Annotated in this window: 22 protein-coding genes; 20 read left to right on the top strand and 2 right to left on the bottom strand. The window is 40.3% G+C overall.

From position 1 onward, the window contains the following. Positions 1 to 143: 143 nt before the first annotated feature. Positions 144 to 278: a YqzM family protein gene (locus GN217_RS11580; RefSeq protein ID WP_156856836.1), complete on the bottom strand. Its 135-nt coding sequence runs from the start codon at positions 276 to 278 to the stop codon at positions 144 to 146. A gap of 781 nt (positions 279 to 1,059) precedes the next feature. Here GN217_RS11580 and holA point away from each other — a divergent pair. After that, positions 1,060 to 2,070, top strand: coding sequence for a DNA polymerase III subunit delta (gene holA, locus GN217_RS11575; protein WP_340454864.1), 1,011 nt, complete (start codon positions 1,060 to 1,062; stop codon positions 2,068 to 2,070). A 45-nt stretch (positions 2,071 to 2,115) separates the two neighbouring features. Here holA and rpsT read toward each other — a convergent pair whose 3' ends face one another. Then, positions 2,116 to 2,382 (bottom strand): 30S ribosomal protein S20, encoded by a 267-nt coding sequence (gene rpsT / locus GN217_RS11570; protein ID WP_156856834.1) that lies wholly within the window; start codon positions 2,380 to 2,382, stop codon positions 2,116 to 2,118. Between the two features lie 217 nt (positions 2,383 to 2,599). Between rpsT and gpr the strand changes: the two genes are divergently transcribed. The 19 genes from gpr to GN217_RS11475 all read left to right on the top strand — a co-directional run bounded on the left by gpr (position 2,600) and on the right by GN217_RS11475 (position 22,122). Next, the gene (gpr, locus tag GN217_RS11565; RefSeq protein WP_156856833.1) at positions 2,600 to 3,691 is read left to right on the top strand and encodes a GPR endopeptidase; all 1,092 of its coding nucleotides are present in this window, start codon (positions 2,600 to 2,602) and stop codon (positions 3,689 to 3,691) included. 85 nt (positions 3,692 to 3,776) lie between these two features. Further along, positions 3,777 to 4,922, top strand: a complete 1,146-nt coding sequence (gene spoIIP / locus GN217_RS11560; RefSeq protein ID WP_156856832.1) for a stage II sporulation protein P — start codon at positions 3,777 to 3,779, stop codon at positions 4,920 to 4,922. Between the two features lie 14 nt (positions 4,923 to 4,936). Then, on the top strand, positions 4,937 to 5,257 hold the full coding sequence (locus tag GN217_RS11555; RefSeq protein ID WP_156856831.1) for a hypothetical protein: 321 nt from the start codon (positions 4,937 to 4,939) through the stop codon (positions 5,255 to 5,257). Between the two features lie 313 nt (positions 5,258 to 5,570). Then, a complete protein-coding gene (gene lepA, locus GN217_RS11550; RefSeq protein ID WP_156856830.1) occupies positions 5,571 to 7,379 on the top strand; it encodes a translation elongation factor 4 in 1,809 nt (602 codons plus the stop codon). A gap of 296 nt (positions 7,380 to 7,675) precedes the next feature. Then, a complete protein-coding gene (hemW, locus tag GN217_RS11545) occupies positions 7,676 to 8,875 on the top strand; it encodes a radical SAM family heme chaperone HemW (protein WP_156856829.1) in 1,200 nt (399 codons plus the stop codon). Positions 8,876 to 8,932: 57 nt separating this feature from the next. Beyond that, positions 8,933 to 9,964, top strand: coding sequence for a heat-inducible transcriptional repressor HrcA (gene hrcA / locus GN217_RS11540; protein ID WP_156856843.1), 1,032 nt, complete (start codon positions 8,933 to 8,935; stop codon positions 9,962 to 9,964). A gap of 101 nt (positions 9,965 to 10,065) precedes the next feature. Beyond that, entirely contained in the window at positions 10,066 to 10,626 is a 561-nt protein-coding gene (gene grpE, locus GN217_RS11535) for a nucleotide exchange factor GrpE (protein WP_156856828.1), read from the top strand. A 29-nt stretch (positions 10,627 to 10,655) separates the two neighbouring features. Next, positions 10,656 to 12,488 (top strand): molecular chaperone DnaK, encoded by a 1,833-nt coding sequence (dnaK, locus tag GN217_RS11530; RefSeq protein WP_156856827.1) that lies wholly within the window; start codon positions 10,656 to 10,658, stop codon positions 12,486 to 12,488. Between the two features lie 154 nt (positions 12,489 to 12,642). Then, the gene (gene dnaJ / locus GN217_RS11525; protein WP_156856826.1) at positions 12,643 to 13,767 is read left to right on the top strand and encodes a molecular chaperone DnaJ; all 1,125 of its coding nucleotides are present in this window, start codon (positions 12,643 to 12,645) and stop codon (positions 13,765 to 13,767) included. Positions 13,768 to 13,831: 64 nt separating this feature from the next. Further along, positions 13,832 to 14,776, top strand: coding sequence for a 50S ribosomal protein L11 methyltransferase (gene prmA, locus GN217_RS11520; RefSeq protein ID WP_156856825.1), 945 nt, complete (start codon positions 13,832 to 13,834; stop codon positions 14,774 to 14,776). 19 nt (positions 14,777 to 14,795) lie between these two features. Beyond that, on the top strand, positions 14,796 to 15,560 hold the full coding sequence (locus tag GN217_RS11515) for a 16S rRNA (uracil(1498)-N(3))-methyltransferase (RefSeq protein ID WP_156856824.1): 765 nt from the start codon (positions 14,796 to 14,798) through the stop codon (positions 15,558 to 15,560). A 159-nt stretch (positions 15,561 to 15,719) separates the two neighbouring features. Then, a complete protein-coding gene (rpsU, locus tag GN217_RS11510; RefSeq protein ID WP_156856823.1) occupies positions 15,720 to 15,896 on the top strand; it encodes a 30S ribosomal protein S21 in 177 nt (58 codons plus the stop codon). A 19-nt stretch (positions 15,897 to 15,915) separates the two neighbouring features. Next, positions 15,916 to 16,362 carry a GatB/YqeY domain-containing protein gene (locus GN217_RS11505; protein ID WP_156856822.1) on the top strand — a complete coding sequence of 149 codons (447 nt, stop codon included), beginning with the start codon at positions 15,916 to 15,918 and terminating at the stop codon, positions 16,360 to 16,362. A gap of 225 nt (positions 16,363 to 16,587) precedes the next feature. After that, entirely contained in the window at positions 16,588 to 17,919 is a 1,332-nt protein-coding gene (locus GN217_RS11500) for an NfeD family protein (RefSeq protein WP_156856821.1), read from the top strand. A gap of 27 nt (positions 17,920 to 17,946) precedes the next feature. Then, positions 17,947 to 18,930 carry a flotillin-like protein FloA gene (floA, locus tag GN217_RS11495; RefSeq protein ID WP_156856820.1) on the top strand — a complete coding sequence of 328 codons (984 nt, stop codon included), beginning with the start codon at positions 17,947 to 17,949 and terminating at the stop codon, positions 18,928 to 18,930. Between the two features lie 33 nt (positions 18,931 to 18,963). Continuing rightward, positions 18,964 to 19,521 carry a hypothetical protein gene (locus tag GN217_RS11490; protein WP_156856819.1) on the top strand — a complete coding sequence of 186 codons (558 nt, stop codon included), beginning with the start codon at positions 18,964 to 18,966 and terminating at the stop codon, positions 19,519 to 19,521. A gap of 113 nt (positions 19,522 to 19,634) precedes the next feature. Next, entirely contained in the window at positions 19,635 to 19,922 is a 288-nt protein-coding gene (yqfC, locus tag GN217_RS11485) for a sporulation protein YqfC (protein ID WP_229782596.1), read from the top strand. Between the two features lie 11 nt (positions 19,923 to 19,933). Next, the gene (gene yqfD, locus GN217_RS11480; protein WP_156856818.1) at positions 19,934 to 21,151 is read left to right on the top strand and encodes a sporulation protein YqfD; all 1,218 of its coding nucleotides are present in this window, start codon (positions 19,934 to 19,936) and stop codon (positions 21,149 to 21,151) included. 2 nt (positions 21,152 to 21,153) lie between these two features. After that, the gene (locus GN217_RS11475) at positions 21,154 to 22,122 is read left to right on the top strand and encodes a PhoH family protein (RefSeq protein WP_156856817.1); all 969 of its coding nucleotides are present in this window, start codon (positions 21,154 to 21,156) and stop codon (positions 22,120 to 22,122) included. Positions 22,123 to 22,165: the final 43 nt, after the last annotated feature.

Below are 22,165 nucleotides of genomic sequence, written 5' to 3'. Positions count from 1 at the left end.
AATTTTATCAAAAGGTGTCCTTTTTGTTTACAAAAATAGCGACAAAAAAGGCGTGGGATCTATACTTTTTAGTGTAGATCCCACGCCTTAATTTTTTGTTTACTGGAGTTTTGTCCCAGCCTCTTTTGGAATGCTTTTATTTTTTAGTTACCGATAACGTTAAACACGACCCCAATCGCAAAAATTAGGAAAAAGAATAAAAATGAAAACACAAAACCAAATCCTGAATCGATCACGTCATTGTTTTTAGATTGTGGATTATTTTCAAATTCGTTCATCATACCCCTCCTTGTCATCCAACACTAGTATAAGATAAAAAGAATGAAAAATCCACTTGTAATATAAGTTGCTCTATTTTCGCATCTAAATACTAAAAGTAGTTTATCCTATCAAGCACTCGAAGGGATGGGGTATATCACAATCCATAAAATAAACCACAGAAGCTTTCATACGGCGTAAGTGCAACTCTTACCTGGAGGTTCGCAGTCCAGACACCTCTCGCTTTCCGCAGGCGGCTGGTGAGCCTCCTCGGGCTGTCGCCCTGCGGGGTCTCACCTATGCCTATCCTCCTGCAGGAGTCTCGAGGTGTCTGGACTGCTCCGAGGAAGGCCCTAGTTTGGAACACTATTTTTCATTTTAGGAATTAGATCGCTTATCATAGTGGTGGGTTAGTTTCCATTAATAATAACCCTCTCTACCAGTTCAGTTGCCCGGCGGACGGTGACTCCAACGGGAAAAGCACGAGTCCGAAGACCCCGCAGGAAGCGTTTTTCTTCCGAGGAGGCTGAGGCCGTGCCCGTGGAAAGCATCCGTCCGCCGGGCAACTGTACGGTAATTAGAACGCCAAAAAAACTGAAAGAGCTAGACACTTACGCTGTATGAAAGCGATTAATAGACTTTTTGGATCTTATAAAGGGAATTTCCTAGTTATTTCAGGCTGCGAAGGTTGAGTAAGTTGCTGGAAGAAATAAAATTAGTTCTTTGATATATTGTGCTTCATTGTTATGATACAATCAAAAGTAGTAACATACATAACTGGAGTGGTTCTGCGTGTCATATATGGATGTATTGAAACAAATTAAGAAAAAACAAATCGCACCAATTTATTTTTTCTATGGATCCGAAAGCTTTTTCCTCCAACAATTGAAACAGCAATTAATTGAAAAGGTAGCGGCAAATGACGAGGACAGTTTAGCTGTCTATGACCTGGAAGAAGTACCAATAGAGGCGGCGATAGGGGATGCAGAAACGTATCCATTTTTTAGTGAACGGAAATTGGTTATTGCTGAAAATCCGGTCTTTTTAAAAGCGAAACCTGATAAATTAACTTTCGAACACGATCTGCTTGCACTTGAACGGTATTTAGCAGCACCTGTTGATTATACGGTTCTTGTCATCATAGCTCCATATGAGAAAATTGATGAACGAAAGAAAATAAGTAAGCTGCTGAAAAAGCATGCAGCTGTTGCGGTTTGCAATCCAATCAAAGATAATGATTTAAAACAATGGGTAAACTCTATCGCAAGCCAATTGCAAGTGACAATTAAGGATGAAGCGTATGAAATAATGGAGGCTGAGCTATCGAACAATCTGCATCAATTGGAAAATGAACTGCAGAAGCTAGCGCTTTATGTTGGTCCGAACGGTGAAGTAACAAAAGATATTGCCGAAGAGCTTGTCTCTCATACGACGAATAGTTCGGCATTACGTTTAGTAGACGCAGTGATTGAAAAGGATTTACATAAAGCAATCAGGATTTTTAAAGATCTATTAAAAATGAAAGAAGAGCCGATTGCGATGATCTCTTTAATCGCGTTCCAATTTCGTTCGATATTACGGGTGAAATTATTAAAGCAGCAGGGATATAGTCAGTTTCAAATGCAAAAACAGCTTGGCGTGCACCCTTACGTTGTAAAAATTGCTCTAAACCGGGAACGTCAATTCACTGTAGATAAGTTAGAACGCATTATCATTCAGCTGGCAGACACAGATGCAACGATAAAATCAGGAAAAATGGAGAAAGAGATGGCATTTGAATTGATGCTATATGATTTAATTGAAACAGCATAAAGGAAAAATTAAAAAACGATCCAGCGCGCTTGGATCGTTTTTTATTTATGCACCTAGATTATTCACTTTTTTAATTAAACGAGTTTTATGACGCTCTCCATTATTTTTGTGAATAATACCTTTTTGGACAACTTTATCAATCTTCTTGATTGTTGCGTTTAGTGCTGTTTTAGCATTTTCCACATCATTTGCTTCTACATACTTTTCTACCTGTTTAATGGCAGTACGCATGTCAGATTTTTTTGCTAGGTTCAGTGAACGTTTCTTATCATTAGTACGCACACGTTTGATAGCAGATTTAATATTAGCCATGATGACACCTCCTATAGAAGAATTGGGTGGTTAATAAAAGCATTTTTATTTTTCAACCATCTCTTCGTATCGCTTTTTCATTAACAAAGTAATTTTACCAAACTAGGCTTAAGTTTTCAACAGAATTATTATATTATCTTTTGTGCATGAATCATAGCACTTTCGTTCATTCTAAGGATAACAGGAAAAATATTTGTAATTACTGGGAGGAAGCGGAATGGACGATAAGAAAAATTATCAAGTTCGTACAGACTTAGCGATAGAAGCAAGGGATATGTATGTAGAGCAAGAAAAACCAGCGAGTGAGATTCAAGGGATCATCGTTAAAGACAGAGACCAAGATGGGGTAAGGATTTCTTACGTGGATATAGATGCAGCGGGAGCAAAACAAATTGGAAAAAAAGAAGGTGCATATGTCACGATTTATGCGGATGGAGTCAAGACACAGGATACAAAAAGGCAAAAGGCAGCGGCAGATATTCTTGCGATGGAACTTCGTAACTTATTAAAGAAGAACGATGTTCCGCAAGATGCGGAAGGGTTAATTGTAGGTCTTGGGAATTGGAATGTTACACCAGATGCGCTCGGACCAATGACAGCTGAAAAAATCTTAGTCACAAGCCATCTTTTTAGGCTTGATTACGAGACTGTGACAGAGGGTTATCGCCCAGTCGCCGCCGTCACTCCTGGAGTCATGGGAGTGACAGGAATTGAAACGAGTGACATTGTGCAAGGGATTGTTGAGAAGTTTGATCCAGATTTTGTCATTGCGATTGACGCACTTGCCGCTCGGTCGATTGAAAGAGTAAATGAAACGATACAATTGTCTGATTCGGGGATTCACCCCGGCTCTGGGGTAGGGAATAAACGAAAAGAACTTAGTAAAGAAACACTCGGAATCCCGGTTATATCAATTGGAGTACCGACGGTTGTTGATGCGGTAACGATTACGAGTGATACAATCGATTTTTTATTGAAACATTTTGGAAGGGAATGGAAAGAAAAAGATTTACCAAGTAAAGCATTAACGCCGGGTGGACTTGCATTTGGTTCAAAGAAGTTTACGGAGGAAGATCTTCCTGATTCTGAACAACGTAAGACAGTACTTGGAATTGTAGGGGGGTTAACAGAGGAAGAGAAGAGGCAGCTAATTTCCGAGGTTCTGACCCCGATTGGTCATAATCTGATGGTTACGCCAAAAGAAGTAGATGGGTTCATGCTCGATATGGCTCATCTGTTAGCAGAAGGAATAAACCATGCCCTGCATGAGAATATTGATGGAAGTGAATCTGCGAGCTTTACAAGATAATTACTATATTTACTAGAAAACATGGTTCTACCAACTAGATTTCTGTCATAGAGTTAATTGTACAGGAAATCAGGGGGGTAGAATCATGTTTTATTCTAAAAATAATCGCTCATTTGGACGAGTACGAAAGCTTTTAGCTTTAGCAGCAAGCTTTTTCCTTATCTTTGTCATTGTTGGTTATATGACAACAACGCCACCTGCCAACCGATTATCTTCCAGTATGATTTCAAAGTGGACTAGTGATATTGACGGTTCCGTTTTTCTGAATTTATTAGGCATGGAAAATAGAGCGCTCATGCTTCATTACGAAGAACATAATCAACTACATACACTTTCCAAAAGTTTATTTCAATTAGTGACAAGTATTAAACCGCAAGATTTCCGAAGTTTACTTGGTAATGAATTACCCGGGTTTTCAAGATACGACAGAGAAATACTAATTGCGGGAGAAGGAACGGATTATTCCAATTTACCAGTTGAATCAAGTTTCCCACTGGAAGATGTATTAGAGGAGAGGCAAGCTGTTTATGAAGAAAAAGAGGAAACAGAAGAAGCGCCGCCGGAAGAAGCGGAAGATTTACAGGATACGGTGTTTATTTATAACACACATAACCGGGAAGCGTTCTTGCCGCATTTACCTGATGTGGATGATTCTAACCTTGCCCATCACGGGGAGATAAATATTACAAAAGTTTCTGAGCGAATGAAGGAAGATTTGGCTAAAAAAGGAATCGGAGCAATTGTAGACGATACAGATATTATTGGTGAGGTGCTTTTGGATAGAGGTTGGGAATACTGGAAGTCGTATGACGCATCGCGAGAAGTTGTAGCGGAAGCATTCTCCCAGCACGGAGACTTGAAATATGCATTTGATATCCACCGAGATAGCATGCCGCGAGATGTTACGACAAAAGAAGTGAATGGAGAAATCTATGCCCGTATTATGTTCGTTATTGGGCAAGATAATCCTTCCTTTCAAAAGAATTTCGAACTGGCTGAAAGTCTGCATAATAAACTAGAAGAAAAATATCCCGGGTTAAGTCGAGGAGTCGTTCCTCAAGGCGGGGCCAATAATAATGGCGTCTATAACCAAGACCTGTCAGAAAATCTATTGGTTCTTGAAATCGGCGGAGTTGATAATACATTAGAAGAAACATATCGGACGGTTCAAGCGCTAGTTGACGTTTTCAGTGATCATTACTGGGATGCCGAAGCTGTACAAGGAAACTAAGGGGGGGAGAGAAAATGCGTTTCATTACCATCTTATTATTATTTGCCGTTTGCTTTTTGGGGGGCGCTTTATATGGAGTCAACCAGGAGAGAAGCGCTTATGAGCAGCAACCAAGAGAGGTTGCAGAAGTGCGGGAAGAGCAACCAAATATTGAGGCAGAGGAACGGCGGGCGGTGGAAGTCGGAAACACATACGAACCTATCGAAGAAACTACACTCACCCCAACCGACTCCACTCCAGCCTATAAAGCGGCCTCAGCACTTGAAACAATCGTAAACTTCTTCTATGAAATCGTCGTCGAACTACTATACCAAGTATCGAGATTGTTTTACTGAAGAGTAAAAGCTTCTTTTCGACTTTGCAGGCCCATACACCGAGACTCTTAGGGGATGGAGGAGCAGCGATGAGAACGCGTAAGGGAGTAGGCTTATTAGGCTTCTTGGGATATGCGAAGGTAGTGTGTGGCGGATGTGGATTTCAGGAAAGCTGATGCATTAAAGTTTTGAGTGTAAATAGCGCTTGGCATACGTTTGTTCTTGAATATCCTTGTCTCTATTGCTATAATCAATGCTAGCATTTATCACCAAATTTATATGCCCGGTAAAGGAACAATCAAGCTAAATCGGGTTGTAGGAGTGAACAACAGGAATGGTGAAAGAACAAAGAAACGTACGTAATTTTTCTATCATTGCCCATATCGATCACGGAAAGTCGACGTTGGCTGACCGTATCTTAGAAAACACAAAGGCAATTTCCAAACGAGAAATGAAAGAACAAATCCTCGATGGAATGGACTTGGAGCGTGAACGCGGAATAACGATTAAATTGAATGCCGTTCAGCTCGAATATACAAGTAAAAAAGGCGAGGATTTTACCTTTCATTTAATCGATACACCAGGGCACGTCGATTTCACATATGAAGTATCGCGGAGTCTTGCAGCTTGTGAAGGGGCAATTCTAGTTGTGGACGCCGCACAAGGAATTGAAGCCCAAACTTTAGCAAACGTCTATCTTGCCATGGAGAATGACCTGGAGATCATTCCAGTCATTAATAAGATTGACTTACCGAATGCGGATACAGATAGAGTGAAGCAGGAGCTGGAAGATGTGTTGGGCGTCGATCCAGATGAAGTTATTCTTGCATCGGCTAAATCTAATATTGGAATTGAAGACATTTTAGAACGGGTAACAGAAGTAATTCCACCGCCAGCTGGTAATCCGGCTGACCCTTTGAAAGCACTTATTTTCGACTCGCTTTATGACCCTTACCGGGGTGTAGTTGCCTACGTTTGTATTAAGGAAGGTTCCATGAAAGTCGGAGATAAAATTAAAATGTTCTCGACAGATAAAGAATTCGAAGTGAATGATGTCGGTGTGTTTAAGCCGAAAATCACATCTACAGATGAATTAGTAGTAGGGGATGTTGGTTATTTTACAGCTTCAATGAAAAATGTTGGAGACACGCAAGTCGGGGACACTGTTACGTTAGTCAACCGTCCGGCAAAAGAAGCATTACCAGGATACCGCCGCTTGAATCCGATGGTTTTCTGTGGTCTTTATCCCGTAGAATCCAATAATTATAATGACCTGCGAGAAGCGCTGGAACGTTTAGAATTGAATGATTCTTCCTTGCAATATGAAGCTGAGACTTCCCAAGCTTTAGGCTTCGGTTTCCGTTGCGGATTTTTAGGTCTGCTTCATATGGAGATTATTCAAGAACGGATTGAAAGGGAGTTCGGCATTGATTTAATCACGACAGCACCTAGTGTTATTTTCGAAGTCATGAAGACGAATGGCGAGAAACTCGTTGTCGATAATCCCGCAGATATGCCAGATCCTCAAGTGATTGAGTCAATAAGCGAACCTTTTGTAGAAGCAACTATCATGGTACCGAATGATTTCGTTGGTGCAGTTATGGAAATTGCCCAGAGGAAACGTGGGCAATTTATTAATATGGACTATTTAGATGATATTCGAGTGAATGTTATTTATCATATTCCTTTATCTGAAATCGTTTATGATTTCTTCGATCAGCTAAAATCGAGCACAAAAGGCTATGCTTCCTTTGATTATGAATTTATTGGTTATAAAGAATCCCAACTTGTTAAGATGGACATCTTGTTGAACCATGAAACAATCGACGCACTATCCTTTATCGTGCACAGGGACTTTGCGTATGAACGCGGTAAACAAATTGTTGAAAAACTGAAGAAACTTATTCCTCGTCAACAGTTTGAAGTTCCGGTTCAGGCGGCGATTGGAAATAAAATAGTTGCTCGTTCGACGATAAAAGCCGTTAGAAAAGATGTTACAGCGAAACTTTATGGTGGAGACGTCAGTCGGAAACGGAAACTATTAGAGAAGCAGAAAGAAGGTAAGAAGCGGATGAAAATGGTCGGATCCGTGGAAGTACCTCAAGAAGCGTTCATGGCAGTATTAGAAATGGATGATGAATAGATGACATTAACAAAGGCGGAAGCGCCCGTTTAGCAACGTACAAACTGGAGCACTCCGGAATGAGATAAAGGAAACACAACGAACGGAGTGAGTTGATGTTGACTTATCGATTGGAGGAGTGTGAAGTTTGATAGTTGCTGGGCGCTGGAGCCGGACGTGGCCAGCCCTGGATATCTTATTTATCCACAGCATTTATGTTTTATAGTTTCCTATGTGATAAGAAAAGCTTGAAAGCGAAACGCTCTCAGGCTTTTCCTTTTTGTCCAGATTCTTCAAATAAAGAAAAGAGGTACATGATGAGTTCCATACAATCAGCATATATCCATATTCCGTTTTGTAAACAGATGTGTCATTATTGCAATTTCGTTAAATATTTTTATACGGAGAAACGTGCAACAGAGTATTTACAGGCACTAGAGAAAGAAATCGAGAGCTATATTCCTGGAGATGGGAATAAACTTCGTACCATTTATATCGGTGGGGGAACACCGACCGCATTGGATAAAGAGCAATTAATTTGGATGTTTGAGATGTTACACCGGAAGTTCGATATAGCCGGATTAGAAGAATTCACCATTGAATTAAATCCCGGGGATATAGACGAAGAGAAAGCGGATATATTAAAAGCGTACGGGATCAATCGAATTTCATTTGGCGTTCAAGTGATGGACGATGACATGTTGAAACAGCTGGGCCGGGCCCACCGAGTACAAGATGTTTATCAAACCGTAAATATTCTTTCGAAAAAAGAATTTACGAATATAAGCCTTGACTTAATTTATGCACTCCCCAATCAGTCGGTAGAACAATTTCAACGATCATTGAAGGAAGCGCTACAATTTAAGTTACCGCATTATTCCACTTACGCCCTGCAAATCGAACCGCAAACCGTTTTTTACAAACGGCATAAAAAAGGACTGTTGCATCGACCACGTGAAGAAGATGAGGTAACGATGTACCAAATGTTAAAAGAGTCGATGGCAGCAAACGGAGTGAAACAATACGAAATCAGTAATTTTGCAAAGCCAGGGTTTGAAAGTAAGCATAACTTAACATACTGGAATAATGAGTATTATTATGGATTTGGTGCGGGGGCATCTGGATATGTTCCAGGTAAGCGAATTGCCAACCTTCGTCCATTACCTATTTATATCGAAAAAGCAGGAAGTGGAGAAAAGCCGATCCTTGAAATTGATAAGATCGGAGTAAGGGAGGAAATTGAAGAGGAATTAATGCTCGGACTCCGGAAAAATGCCGGATATGATGAACGGATTTTCCAGCATAAATTTGGTCTTTCTTTAAAAGACTTTTACAGCGAACAGCTTAAGAAGTTGATAGGACAAGGATTACTCACCGTAAAACAAGGTGTTTGGAAATTAACGGATGAGGGGATGCTACTAGCAAATCTTGTATTTGAAGAATTTATCCTTGACGATCAAGAACTCGAAGAAAAAATGAGGAGAGCTAAGTTTATTGACAAAAACCTGCCGATTTGATAGTTTATAAATAGAATTAGCACTCGAGAAGTTGGAGTGCTAACAGAGGTGAACATCATGCTGACTGAGAGGCAACTATTATTATTACAGGTTATAATTGATGACTTTATAGACACTGCCCATCCTGTTGGTTCGCGGGTGCTAGCTAAAAAAGGAACCATTCCTTTTAGTGCTGCAACAATCCGTAATGAAATGGCGGATTTGGAAGAACTTGGATTTCTTGAGAAGATGCATTCATCATCTGGACGAATTCCATCTGAAAAAGGGTATCGTTACTATGTCGACCATTTAATTAAACCAGTTTCTCATAATAAATATCGTGGAATCGTCAGCAAGTTAGTGCAAGAAGGCATCTATGAATTTGAGCAAATTGTTCAGATGTCGGCTGAGATTTTATCAGAGCTGACGAGTTATACAGCAATCATTCTCGGTCCTGAAATTTTTGAAACCCAATTAAAGCAACTGCAGATTGTGCCACTTTCTTCGCAGACTGCTGTTGCGATATTGATTACAAATACGGGACATGTCGAACACCGAATGGTTTCATTGCCAGAAGCAATTAATGCTTCTGACTTGGAAAAGCTCGTAAATATTATTAATCAGAAGCTGGTCGGGATTCCGATTGTGAAGCTCCAAAATATATTTTATACTGAAATGGCGGACATTATGAAACGCTATCTGGATGATTACGAAAACTCTTTGAAGTATTTAAAAGCGATTTTTTTAACGGATTATCCAGTGAAGGTATATGTGAGCGGCACATCGAACATGCTGATGCAGCCTGAATTTAATGATATCGACAAAGTACGCTCTTTTTATACTTTGATGGATAAAGAAGATGAGCTCATTAAGTTACTTAAGGATTCGACCCCAGGTATTGAAGTGACGATTGGGAATGAAAATGAAGTAGAAGCAATTAAAGATTTCAGTTTGATCACTTCATCCCTCCGTCATGAGGAAGAGCAGATTGGTACAATTGCACTGCTCGGTCCGAAACGAATGGAGTATCGTAAAGTTATTTCGTTACTAAAAGGATTGTCGAATGAAATGACAAATACCTTATATATGTGGTATAAGGACAAAGAGTGAGCAGTTTCGATGCGTGGCAGGGGAAGGCACCTGTGTCTATAATTCCCTACCACCATTTCTGCTGGTTTTTTACGGAAATATAGTGAGTGGAGGTGTCGCTTGTGGCAGAGAATAAAGAGCAAGCACAAGCAAATGAAGAAATAAAAGCAGAAGAGGCGGATGTTGTCGAAGAAGCTGAGCAAGAAGTTATTACGGATGAAGAAACAGCTGCTAATGATGATGAATTTGCAGCACTTCAAAAAGAGAAAGATGATTTATACGATCGCTTACTTAGATTGCAGGCAGAATATGATAACTTCAAAAGACGTACGCAAAAGGAAAAAGAAGCTGAGCGGAAGTATAAGGCTCAAGATATCGTGAATGACTTGCTACCAGTGCTTGATAACTTTGAACGAGCCCTACAAGTAGAACAGACGGAAGCTACGAGTAATCTGATTGAAGGGATTTCCATGGTTTACCGTCAATTGCAAGATGTCCTGACAAACAATGGGGTGGAAGTTATTGAGACGGAGGGTAAAGAATTCGATCCAAACTTGCATCATGCTGTGCTGCAAGTTGAAGATGAAGCTCACGAATCAAACCACATTGTTGAGGAATTACAAAAAGGGTATATGTTAAAAGATCGCGTGATCCGACCATCTATGGTTAAAGTTAATAAATAAGTGATTCAGTCAAGGAGGAAATGAGAAGTATGAGTAAAATAATCGGTATTGACCTAGGTACTACAAACTCTTGTGTGGCAGTAATGGAAGGTGGAGAATCTGTTGTAATTCCGAACCCGGAAGGTAACAGGACAACACCATCTGTTGTTGCGTTTAAAAATGGTGAAAGGCAAGTCGGGGAGATTGCAAAACGTCAAGCAATCACGAACCCGGATACAATTCAGTCCATTAAGCGCCATATGGGTACAGACTACAAAGTAAAAATTGAGGATAAAGAATATACACCTCAAGAAGTTTCTGCAATTATTTTACAGCACATTAAAGCATATGCAGAAGACTATACTGGAGAAAAAATTGATAAGGCAGTTATTACGGTACCAGCTTACTTCAATGACTCAGAGCGTCAAGCTACGAAAGATGCTGGAAGAATCGCTGGCCTTGAAGTAGAGCGTATTATTAATGAGCCAACTGCAGCGGCTTTGGCATATGGAATTGATAAAGAAGATGAAGATCAAACAATTCTTGTATTCGACCTTGGTGGAGGTACATTTGACGTATCCGTCCTTGATATCGGTGATGGAACGTTCGAAGTACTTGCTACAGCAGGAGACAACCGTCTAGGTGGGGATGATTTCGACCAGGTTGTTATTGATTACATGGTGGAAGAGTTCCGTAAAGAAAACGGCATTGATCTTTCACAGGATAAAATGGCTACACAGCGTTTGAAAGATGCTGCAGAGAAAGCCAAAAAAGAATTATCTGGAGTTTCCCAAACACAAATCTCACTACCGTTTATTACAGCAGGAGAAGCTGGGCCATTACATTTAGAAATGACGTTATCTCGTGCGAAATTTGAAGAACTTTCTTCTAATTTAGTAGAACGTACAATGGTTCCGACACGTAAGGCATTATCAGATGCTGGATTCTCAGCAAGTGATATTGATAAAGTTCTTCTAGTTGGTGGTTCTACTCGTATTCCTGCAGTTCAAGAAGCAATTAAGAAAGAAATTGGTAAAGAACCTTCTAAAGGAGTTAACCCTGATGAAGTGGTTGCGCTTGGGGCTGCTATCCAAGGTGGGGTATTAGCTGGTGATGTTAAGGACGTATTATTACTGGACGTTACACCACTATCACTTGGAATTGAAACAATGGGCGGCGTAACAACGAAGCTGATTGAAAGAAATACAACAATCCCAACAAGCCACTCTCAAATATTCTCTACTGCTGCAGATAACCAAACAGCTGTAGACATTCATGTACTTCAAGGGGAGCGTGAAATGGCAGCAGATAACAAAACGCTTGGACGTTTCCAACTAACGGATATTCCGCCAGCACCTCGTGGTGTCCCGCAAATCGAAGTTACATTTGATATTGATGCAAACGGAATTGTAAACGTACGTGCAAAAGATAAAGGTACAAATAAAGAGCAATCGATCACAATCCAGTCTTCTTCTGGTCTATCCGATGAAGAAGTAGATAAGATGGTAAGAGAAGCTGAAGAGAATGCGGAAGCGGATAAACAGCGCCGTGAGGAAGTAGATCTTCGTAACGAAGCAGATCAACTCATATTCACAACAGATAAGACAATTACTGATCTTGGTGATAAAGTATCTGAAGAAGATAAAGCCCAAGCAGAGTCTGCTAAAGAAGAGCTTAAAAAAGCTTTAGAAGGTACTGATATTGAAGATATTAAAGCGAAAAAAGAAGCACTTGAGCAGCATGTACAGCAACTTTCTGTTAAATTATATGAGCAAATGCAACAGGAGCAACAAGCAGAAGGCGGTGCAACGGAAGCGTCTGGAGATGACGATGTCGTTGACGCAGACTATAAAGAAGTAGATGACGAAGAAAATAATAAATAGATTTTAACGAAAAAGTCAAAGTCAGGATTCTCTTGACTTTGACTTTTTTCAGGATAATTACAGCGAACTTAATTTATCCCCTTAGTTGCTATTACTTTGGGGAAAGTGATATGATGAAACGTATGTTAAAGTTCGGCAGGAGAGTGATTAAACTTTGAGTAAACGAGATTATTATGATGTTCTAGGAATAGATAAAGGAGCATCTAAAGATGAGATAAAGAAAGCGTACCGTAAGTTGGCAAGAAAGTATCATCCAGATGTGAGTAAAGAACCGGATGCCGAAGAGAAATTTAAAGAGGCGAAGGAAGCCTATGAAGTATTGAGTGATGACACGAAAAGGGCGCAATACGATCAGTTCGGTCATGCTGGTGCTTCCGGGCAAGGTTTCGGCGGATTTGGAAATGCACAAGACTTCGGAGGTTTCGGTGATATTTTCGATATGTTCTTTGGAGGCGGTGGAAGAAGCCGTGATCCGAACGCACCAAGACAAGGTGCTGATTTGCAATATACAGTAACACTAGAATTTGAAGAAGCTATATTTGGTAAAGAACTCGATATAACCATTCCAAGGGAAGAAGAATGTAGTACTTGTCATGGAAGTGGTGCCAAGCCTGGAACAACGCCGGAAACCTGTTCCCACTGTCATGGTTCAGGACAGTTAAACCAAGAACAGAATACACCATTTGGCAGAGTTGTTAATCGCAGAGTTTGTCATTACTGTAATGGGACAGGTAAAATCGTTCGAGAAAAATGTTCAACCTGTCATGGTGACGGCCGCGTGAAGAAGAGCCGTAAAATCCACATTTCTATACCTGCTGGGATTGATGAAGGACAACAGATCCGTGTTGCAGGAAAAGGAGAAGACGGTGTTAATGGAGGGCCACCAGGAGATTTATACGTTGTCGTTCGTGTGAAACCACATGATTATTTCGAGCGGGATGGCGACCATATTTTCTGTGAGCTCCCACTAACATTCACACAAGCAGCTTTAGGAGATGAAGTCGAAGTACCTACTGTTCATGGGAAAGTTAAGCTGAAGATACCTGCTGGTACACAAACAGGTAAAACATTCCGTTTACGTGGTAAAGGTGTCGCAAACGTTCGCGGTCGCGGTCAAGGAGACCAGCATATTCAAGTTCGTATCGTAACACCGACGAAATTAACTGAGAAACAGAAAGAACTTCTAAGAGAATTCAATGAAATCGGTGGTAATGATTCAACCGAAGAACAAGACACCAATTTTTTTCAGCGTTTTAAAAAAGCATTTAAAGGTGATTAATAGATGTTGCGGTTTCCCGCAACATCTTTATACATATCGAATCCAATAGGTTAGGATGGATAAAATGAACTGGACAGAAATTTGCATTCATACAACGAACGAAGCAATTGAATCCATTTCCTATATATTGCAAGAAACTGGAGCAAGCGGATTAGTTATAGAAGATCCACTTGACTTGGTAAAAGCGAAAGAAGCACAATTTGGCGAAATATATGAGCTGGATCCACAAGATTATCCGGATGAAGGTGTCCGGATTAAAACTTATTTACCTGTCAATAGCCATTTAAAAGACACGATTAATGAAATTACAAAAAGGATTAATGCATTAGCAACATTTCACGACCTAGGAAAAAATGAAATTGTCTTAACTGATGTTCATGAAGAAGATTGGGCAACGGCATGGAAAAAATACTATAAGCCTGTTCAAGTGACTGATACGATAACTATTAAACCGATTTGGGAAGAGTATCGACCTGCAAATGAACATGAAGTCATTATTGAAATGGATCCCGGAATGGCATTCGGTACAGGTACTCACCCGACAACTATCTTAAGTATCCAAGCACTAGAAAAGTATTTAAAGGCGAAAGACAAGGTTATTGATGTCGGCTCCGGTTCTGGAATTTTAACAATCGCTGCTGCTAAATTAGGCGCGGCAAAAATCCATGCATTTGATTTGGATGAAGTTGCGGTGAAGAGCAGTAAGGCCAATATTCAATTAAATGACTTGGCGAGCGAGATTACCGTGGAGCAAAATGATTTATTAAAAGGAATACACTTAGATGCTGACGTCATCGTTTCTAATATTTTAGCTGAAATCATTGTGAAGTTTATTAACGATGCATGGAATAATTTAAAGGCAGGCGGTTACTTTATCACTTCCGGAATTATTAAGGATAAGCAAGAAATGGTTCTTGGAGAATTAAGAAGACAAGGTTTTGAAGTTATAGAACAGAATGAATTGGAAGATTGGATTTCTATTATAGCAAGAAAGCCCAAGCAATCTTGATGGTCGGTAGGTGAAAGGCATGCAAAGATATTTTATCCTCGAAGATGAACAATGGTCAGACGAAGCGGTAACGATTATAGGAGATGATGTTCATCATATTTACAGAGTCATGCGGAGTCAACCGGGTGATCAAATTATTTGTACAGGACGCAATGGAGCTACAGCGATTTGTGCAATTGAAGCAATATCTAGCAACCAGGTAACCGCGAGGATTATGGAATGGGTTCGGCAAGATGTTGAACTGCCGATCAATGTGACGATTGCACAAGGATTGCCAAAAGGGGATAAATTTGAGTTGATTCTCCAGAAAGGAACTGAGCTTGGTGCAACTTCTTTTATCCCCTATAAGGCGGAACGCTCGATTGTTGTTTGGGATGAGAAAAAAATGCGCAAAAAACAGCAGCGTTTTGAGAAGATTGTCAAAGAAGCTAGCGAACAGAGTCATCGTTCCCTAATCCCAACCATTCAAGATTCTGTAACTTTGAAACAACTGCTTGAACTTAGTAAACAATATGATGCTTGTATTTTCGCTTATGAGGAAGAAGCTAGATCAAGTGATTTTCAATCTTTTGCAACAGTGTTAAAGAAGCTGCAACGGGGAATGAACCTTATCATTTGCATCGGTCCAGAAGGCGGCTTTTCCGAGAATGAAGCTAAAGCTTTAACGGAACGCGATTTTCAGGCAGTTCGTTTTGGACCAAGGATTCTTCGTACAGAAACAGCAGCAATATATGCTTTAGCTAGTATTTCTTATCATTTTGAGGAATTAGAGTGGGATACGTAAGTGGCAAAGGAATGACAGAACAAGAAATCTATTAAATCTTTTCTTTTCAAAACTTTAAGTTGACCAGCACGCCTGCTTATATTATAATTTAGGAAGCATGTGACTTGATTTTCATATGTAGAAATTTTTGTTTTTTGCTTCGGAGGGAGGGAAACAAGCATGTCAAATTCAACTCGCGTACGTAAAAACGAGTCTCTTGAGGATGCTCTTCGTCGCTTCAAGCGTAATGTATCGAAAAGTGGTACATTGCAAGAATATCGCAAGCGTGAACACTATGAAAAACCTAGCGTAAGACGGAAGAAAAAATCGGAGGCAGCAAGAAAGCGTAGATACTAAGAAGAGGGTGTTAGCGTAAATGACTCTACTTGAAAAGCTTAATCAAGATATGATTCAAGCGATGAAGAAGAAGGATAAAGATACCCTTACTGTAATTCGCATGGTAAAGGCTTCGATTCAAAATGAATTGATCAAGCTAGGAAAAGAACATCTTTCGGAAAATGAAGAACTAACAATTTTGTCCAGAGAGCTCAAACAAAGAAAAGAATCCCTCCAGGAATTTACTTCTGCGGATCGAGCAGACCTTGCTGACAAGGCTCAGTTTGAAATAGAAGTGTTAGAGCAGTATATGCCGAAGCAACTGTCTATAGAGGAAACGGAGAAAATTGTAGAACAAGCTATTCGAGAAGCCAATGCAACATCGATGAAAGATATTGGAAAAGTAATGGGGAAAGTAATTCCATTAACCAAAGGTAAAGCAGACGGCTCTCAAGTAAAGCAAATTGTTGAAGAAAAATTGAAATGAAAGACGAGTTAGCATGCTAATCAGTCTTTTATACCCTTAAAATGGTCCCGATCATCATCTTGGTGATATCGGGACCATTTTTTAGTTCTATACAAATTTTCATAACTGAAGGATATGTGGTAGTATTTTAGTAGGAAACGGTATCTTCTGCAAAAAAATTTAAAAAGTGAAACATATGATTGTTTTTATCCGTATAGTAAGATACCAACGAAGGGGGTGTTTAAATTGCCTGCCAAAAAGATCCTGCACTACATATTATTAACATTACTTGTAATCTTCATTTTTCTACCAACTTTTACGAACAAGGCTCACGGGGAAGGAACTGGAAAGCTTGTTTATGTTATTCCAATTGAACGCGAGGTGGAACGAGGACTTGAAGCGTTTTTAAAACGAACGACTAATGAAGCGATTGAGTCAAATGCCGACCATATCATATTTGAAATCAACACACCTGGAGGGAGAGTGGATTCTGCCGGACAAATTGCAGAACTATTACAAGGTCTGGAAATCCCGAACACTTCATTTATTGTAAACGAAGCACTTTCAGCAGGCTCCTATATTGCCCTTAACACCGATACTATTTATTTCAGGCCACATGCAACGATGGGGGCGAGTGGGGTAATTACCGGGGATGGAAATGCTGCCGATGAAAAGGCGCAATCCGCTTGGTTAGCAGCCATGAGAAGTGCTGCTGAATCAAAGGGGAGAGATCCGTTATATGCTGCTGCAATGGCAGACCCATCCATTGATTTGCCTGAATACGGGGCACCTGAAGGTAAGTACCTTACACTTGGTCCAAATGAAGCGGTGGAAGTAGGCTATGCGGAAGGAATTGTCAATCATCGTACAGAGTTATTGGCAGAGCTTGATTTGACAAATGCGACGATCGTTGAAACAGAAACGACGCTTGCGGAAGAAGTAGCAAGATTTTTAACTCACCCGACTGTCATTCCGATCTTGCTTTCAATCGCAAGTCTTGGACTCGTTCTTGAGCTGTATTCTCCTGGATTCGGTATACCTGGAACAATGGGAATTATCGCACTTATCCTATTTTTCTATGGGCATATTGTCGCTGGACTAGCTGGAATGGAAGCCATTATACTATTAGTTGTCGGAATCATTCTCATCGTTTTGGAATTCTTTTTATCAGGTGGTATTGCCGGTCTGTTGGGAATCAGTGCAGTATTAGGCTCCTTATTCATGTCAGGTTATGATCTCGGTCATATGGCACTTAGTATTAGTATTTCGTTTATTATTGCGGTTATTGCTGCGATATTCCTATACCGAAGAATTGGGGCGGATAAAGGCTTGTTCCGCCATATCATATTAAAAGACCAGACAACAACGGAACTTGGGTATGTATCAAGTGTAAACCGTCTCGAGTTGATCGGTATGGAGGGGGTGGCGCTCACTCCTTTACGTCCATCTGGAACCGGCTCATTCGGTGATGAATATCTCGATATTGTGTCAGAAGGCAGCTTTATCGACAAAGGGAAAAAGATTAAAATAACGAAAGTAGAAGGAATGCGAATTGTGGTTCGAGAGATAGTAGAATAAAAAATTATTGTTTTAGGAGGAGTTTTTATGGGTTTTGATGTTTTACCACTTATTATTATTGCCGTGATTATTATTGCACTTGCAATCCTATTCACGTTCATTCCAGTCACACTGTGGATCAGTGCACTCGCAGCAGGTGTTAAGGTGAGCATCTTCACACTAATCGGGATGCGTTTACGTCGGGTTGTGCCGAGCCGGGTGATTAATCCACTTATAAAAGCACATAAGGCAGGACTTAATGTATCAATCAATCAGCTGGAGAGTCACTATCTTGCTGGCGGTAATGTTGATCGTGTTGTAAATGCGCTTATCGCATCACACCGTGCGAATATTGAACTTCCTTTTGAAAGAGGAGCAGCGATTGACCTTGCTGGCCGTGATGTTTTAGAAGCGGTACAAATGAGTGTTAACCCAAAGGTGATTGAAACCCCGTTTATAGCAGGTATTGCCATGAACGGAATTGAAGTAAAAGCTTTGGCACGAATTACTGTAAGAGCGAACATTGACCGTCTAGTCGGTGGTGCAGGTGAAGAAACAGTAATTGCCCGTGTTGGTGAAGGGGTTATTAGTACAATTGGTAGTTCTAATACACATGAACAAGTACTGGAAAATCCTGATTCTATCTCCCACACTGTACTTGCTAAGGGGTTAGATGCAGGAACAGCTTTTGAAATACTTTCAATTGATATTGCCGATGTTGATATCGGTAAGAACATTGGTGCGACACTACAGACCGACCAGGCGGAAGCAGATAAGAAAATTGCTCAAGCGAAAGCGGAAGAGCGCCGAGCCATGGCTGTTGCTCTAGAACAAGAGATGGTTGCAAGAACTCAAGAGATGCGCGCGAAGGTTGTGGAAGCTGAAGCAGATGTTCCGCGTGCCCTTGCAGAAGCACTACGTTCAGGCAATATGGGTGTCATGGATTATATGAATTACCGCAATATTGGGGCGGACACGGAAATGCGCGATACAATCGGTAAACTAACGGAAGACAATGATGATAACAATTAATCACTTCTTTGTTTCCTGTAAAGGAGGGAAGTAATGGGCGAGATTTTCGAATTTATCTTTGAAAATATGTTCCTGGTTATTTTGATCATCTCAGGAATTATCGGAATGCTTTCAAGTAATAAAGAACAACAGAAAAAACAACAACAACAGCGCCCAAATCGGCCACAGCAGTCACAGACTAGACAGCAAGGGCAACCAAGACCAGCTACTCGGAAAGAAACCGTACGAGAGCGCCCTAAAGAGGTTGTGCCGACTAAAATAGAGCCAAAACCGAAAGAAGCAACGGTAACCCTCGCTACACCAAAGAGGATGGAAGAAGAACAGCCGGATCAAATGGAACGATTACAGGAAAGGTATAGGGGAGCCGCAGATATAAACATCACGGATGGGAATATAGATGACTTCATCAGCCGTCAACAAATGGAAGTATTGAAAAGCTTATCGGAGGAGCAGAAAGTATTAAAGAAAGATATCCGCCGGAGCTTGAAGAAGAAAGGTTTGATCAACGGAATTATTATGGCCGAAGTATTAGGTAGACCTCGTTCCATGAAACCTTACCAGAGTGTCACATCTGAACGTTATAAAAGATAAAAAAAGCCATTAGCACATCGATTTACTCGGTGCAAAGCTAATGGTTTTTTGTTTTTATCAAGGTCTTAATCATTTTAGTCGTTCATACATATAGAGAAGAGGGGGATGTATCCGTGAAAAAATGGCATCTGAAGTTCCGCAACTTAATGGTTAACTATTTAGCACTTCCTTCCGATATTTTGCTGGAGTTGCCGCGACTTACGATAATCGGCAACTTCCACCTGTATATTGAGAATCATAAAGGACTAGAGACATATTCCGAGACAGAATTGAAATTAAAAACGACGAATGGATATGTACAAATACTCGGTACTTCCTTTGTCTTGAAACAAATGCTCCCAGAAGAAATTTTGTTAGAAGGAGAAATTGAGGAAATAAAATATATACCTAGTTCATTGTAAAAGGAGGACATATGAAATCTGTAAAAGGATCCTATCTATCAGGAGTTGTAGAGATTCAAGTCACAGGTGACCACCCGGAGCAATTCTTGCAACAATGCGCGCGGAATGGAATTATGCTTTGGGAAATAAAAAAAGTTCATGTTAACCAATGTACAGCAAGCGTGTTGCTTAAAGATGTGAAGGAAATCCGCAAACTTCGGCGTGGAAGCAAATTTAAAATCCATTTTTTGAATAAACATGGATTACCTTTTTTTAAGAAAAGAGTCGGCAGAAAAAAACCTTTGTTAATCGGTCTTCTGCTTAGTTTATTATTATTCTTTATCCTCTCCAATATGGTATGGCAAGTAACGGTAACAGGAGTTCCGGAAGAATTGGAAAATAAAATCAAGGAACAATTAACTAGTTATGGTGTTTATCCAGGAGCGTTTACTTTCTCAATCGAATCTCCTAATCAAATCCAACAATTATTGCTCGAAGATGTGCCGGAATTGCTTTGGATTGGTGTGGATAAAAAAGGGACAAGTTTTTATCTTGAAGGGGTGGAAAAACTCATCATCGAAAAGGAAGAGCCAGCAGGTCCAAGGCATTTAGTTGCTGGTAAGAGCGGTGTTATCCAATATATGTATGTGAAAAAAGGAATGCCTGAAGTAACGGTCAATGATGTGGTCGAGAAGGGGGATGTACTTGTTTCTGGAGCAATTGAAAAGCTGAATATCATTGACGAGGAAGAAGATAAGCAGGAATTCGAATTGGTTGCTGCAGATGGTGAGATTATCGCAACAACTTGGTATAAAGCGGAAGTGAACGTCCCTTTAACAGCAGAGCATGTTGAATTAACTGGCAATACGAATGAAAAATACCGAATTAAATTCGGTTCATTATCTATTCCGATTTGGCCACCCACTCGTTTTGAACATTTTGAACATGAGTTGATAGAAACAGATGAATATCAATTAGATATTTTTGGATGGCGTCCTCCGATCTACTTTACAGCTGAAAAGAGGCTCGAGAGTACTCCTTGGTACAGTGAGAGAACACGAGAAGAAGCAATACAGGCCGGTATTCGCCAAGCTAAAAAAGATTTGCAAAGAAGGCTTGGGAAAGATGCTGAAATTATCACGGAAAAAGTTTTGCATGAAACCATCCGTCATGGTAAAGTAAAACTAAGCTTGTACATCACGGTAGAAGAAAATATAGCTGTTGAACAACCGATAAACCAAGGAGATTAAGTATGGCAGGAAATTTAACTGATATTGATTTACAATTACAAGATCCAACCGAAGCGCTAGCTTTATTCGGAAACAATGATAAGCATTTAAAACATCTGGAATCCCTTTTGGATATCCGTATTGTTTCACGCGGAGAGAAAGTACAAGCTTCAGGCAGTGTGGAAGCGGTTGAAGTACTAAAACAAGTGCTGTTTTCTTTACTTTCTTTAATTCAAAGAGGCATATCGTTTTCGGAAAGAGATATCGCCTATGCGGTAGAGATGGCTAGAAAAGGAACGATCAATCAATTTGAAGCATTATTTGAAGATGAAATTACGAAGAATATGAAAGGAAAGTCCATTCGTGTAAAGACATTAGGCCAAAAAGTATACGTGGACCGGATACGGGCAACAGACTTAGTATTTGGCTTTGGTCCTGCTGGAACGGGTAAAACGTATTTAGCCGTTGTGATGGCTGTCGATGCGTTGAAGAAAGGTCTTGTGAAGAAGATTATTTTAACAAGACCTGCTGTTGAAGCAGGTGAAAGCCTTGGTTTTCTACCAGGTGATTTAAAAGAGAAAGTTGACCCGTATTTACGTCCGCTTTATGACGCGTTGCACGATGTTTTAGGAGTTGAACATACGGCAAGGTTAATTGAGAGGGAAGTTATTGAAATTGCCCCGCTTGCTTATATGCGTGGAAGAACATTGGATGACGCTTTCGTTATTTTAGATGAAGCCCAAAATACAACACCTGCTCAAATGAAGATGTTTTTAACTCGACTAGGCTTCGGGTCAAAAATGGTGATTACTGGTGACATCACACAGATTGATTTACCAAAAGGAGTGCACTCCGGTCTTCGGATTGCGGAACAAATCCTCCAGAATGTAGAGGGTATTTCTTTTGTGTACTTGAAAGGATCCGATGTTGTTCGTCATCCGCTCGTTCAGCGGATTATCCATGCATATGAAAATAATGATACGAATCAGTAAGACCTGCTCTGTAGGTCTTATTTTCACTTAGGGGGTAAGAGGA

Origin of the sequence: Oceanobacillus sp. AG, from assembly GCF_009746545.1 — a bacterium.
Taxonomy (GTDB): Bacteria; Bacillota; Bacilli; order Bacillales; family Amphibacillaceae; genus Oceanobacillus; species Oceanobacillus indicireducens.
The sequence above is the reverse complement of the archived record's forward strand: the minus strand, read 5'-3'. Positions and strand labels throughout refer to the sequence as shown.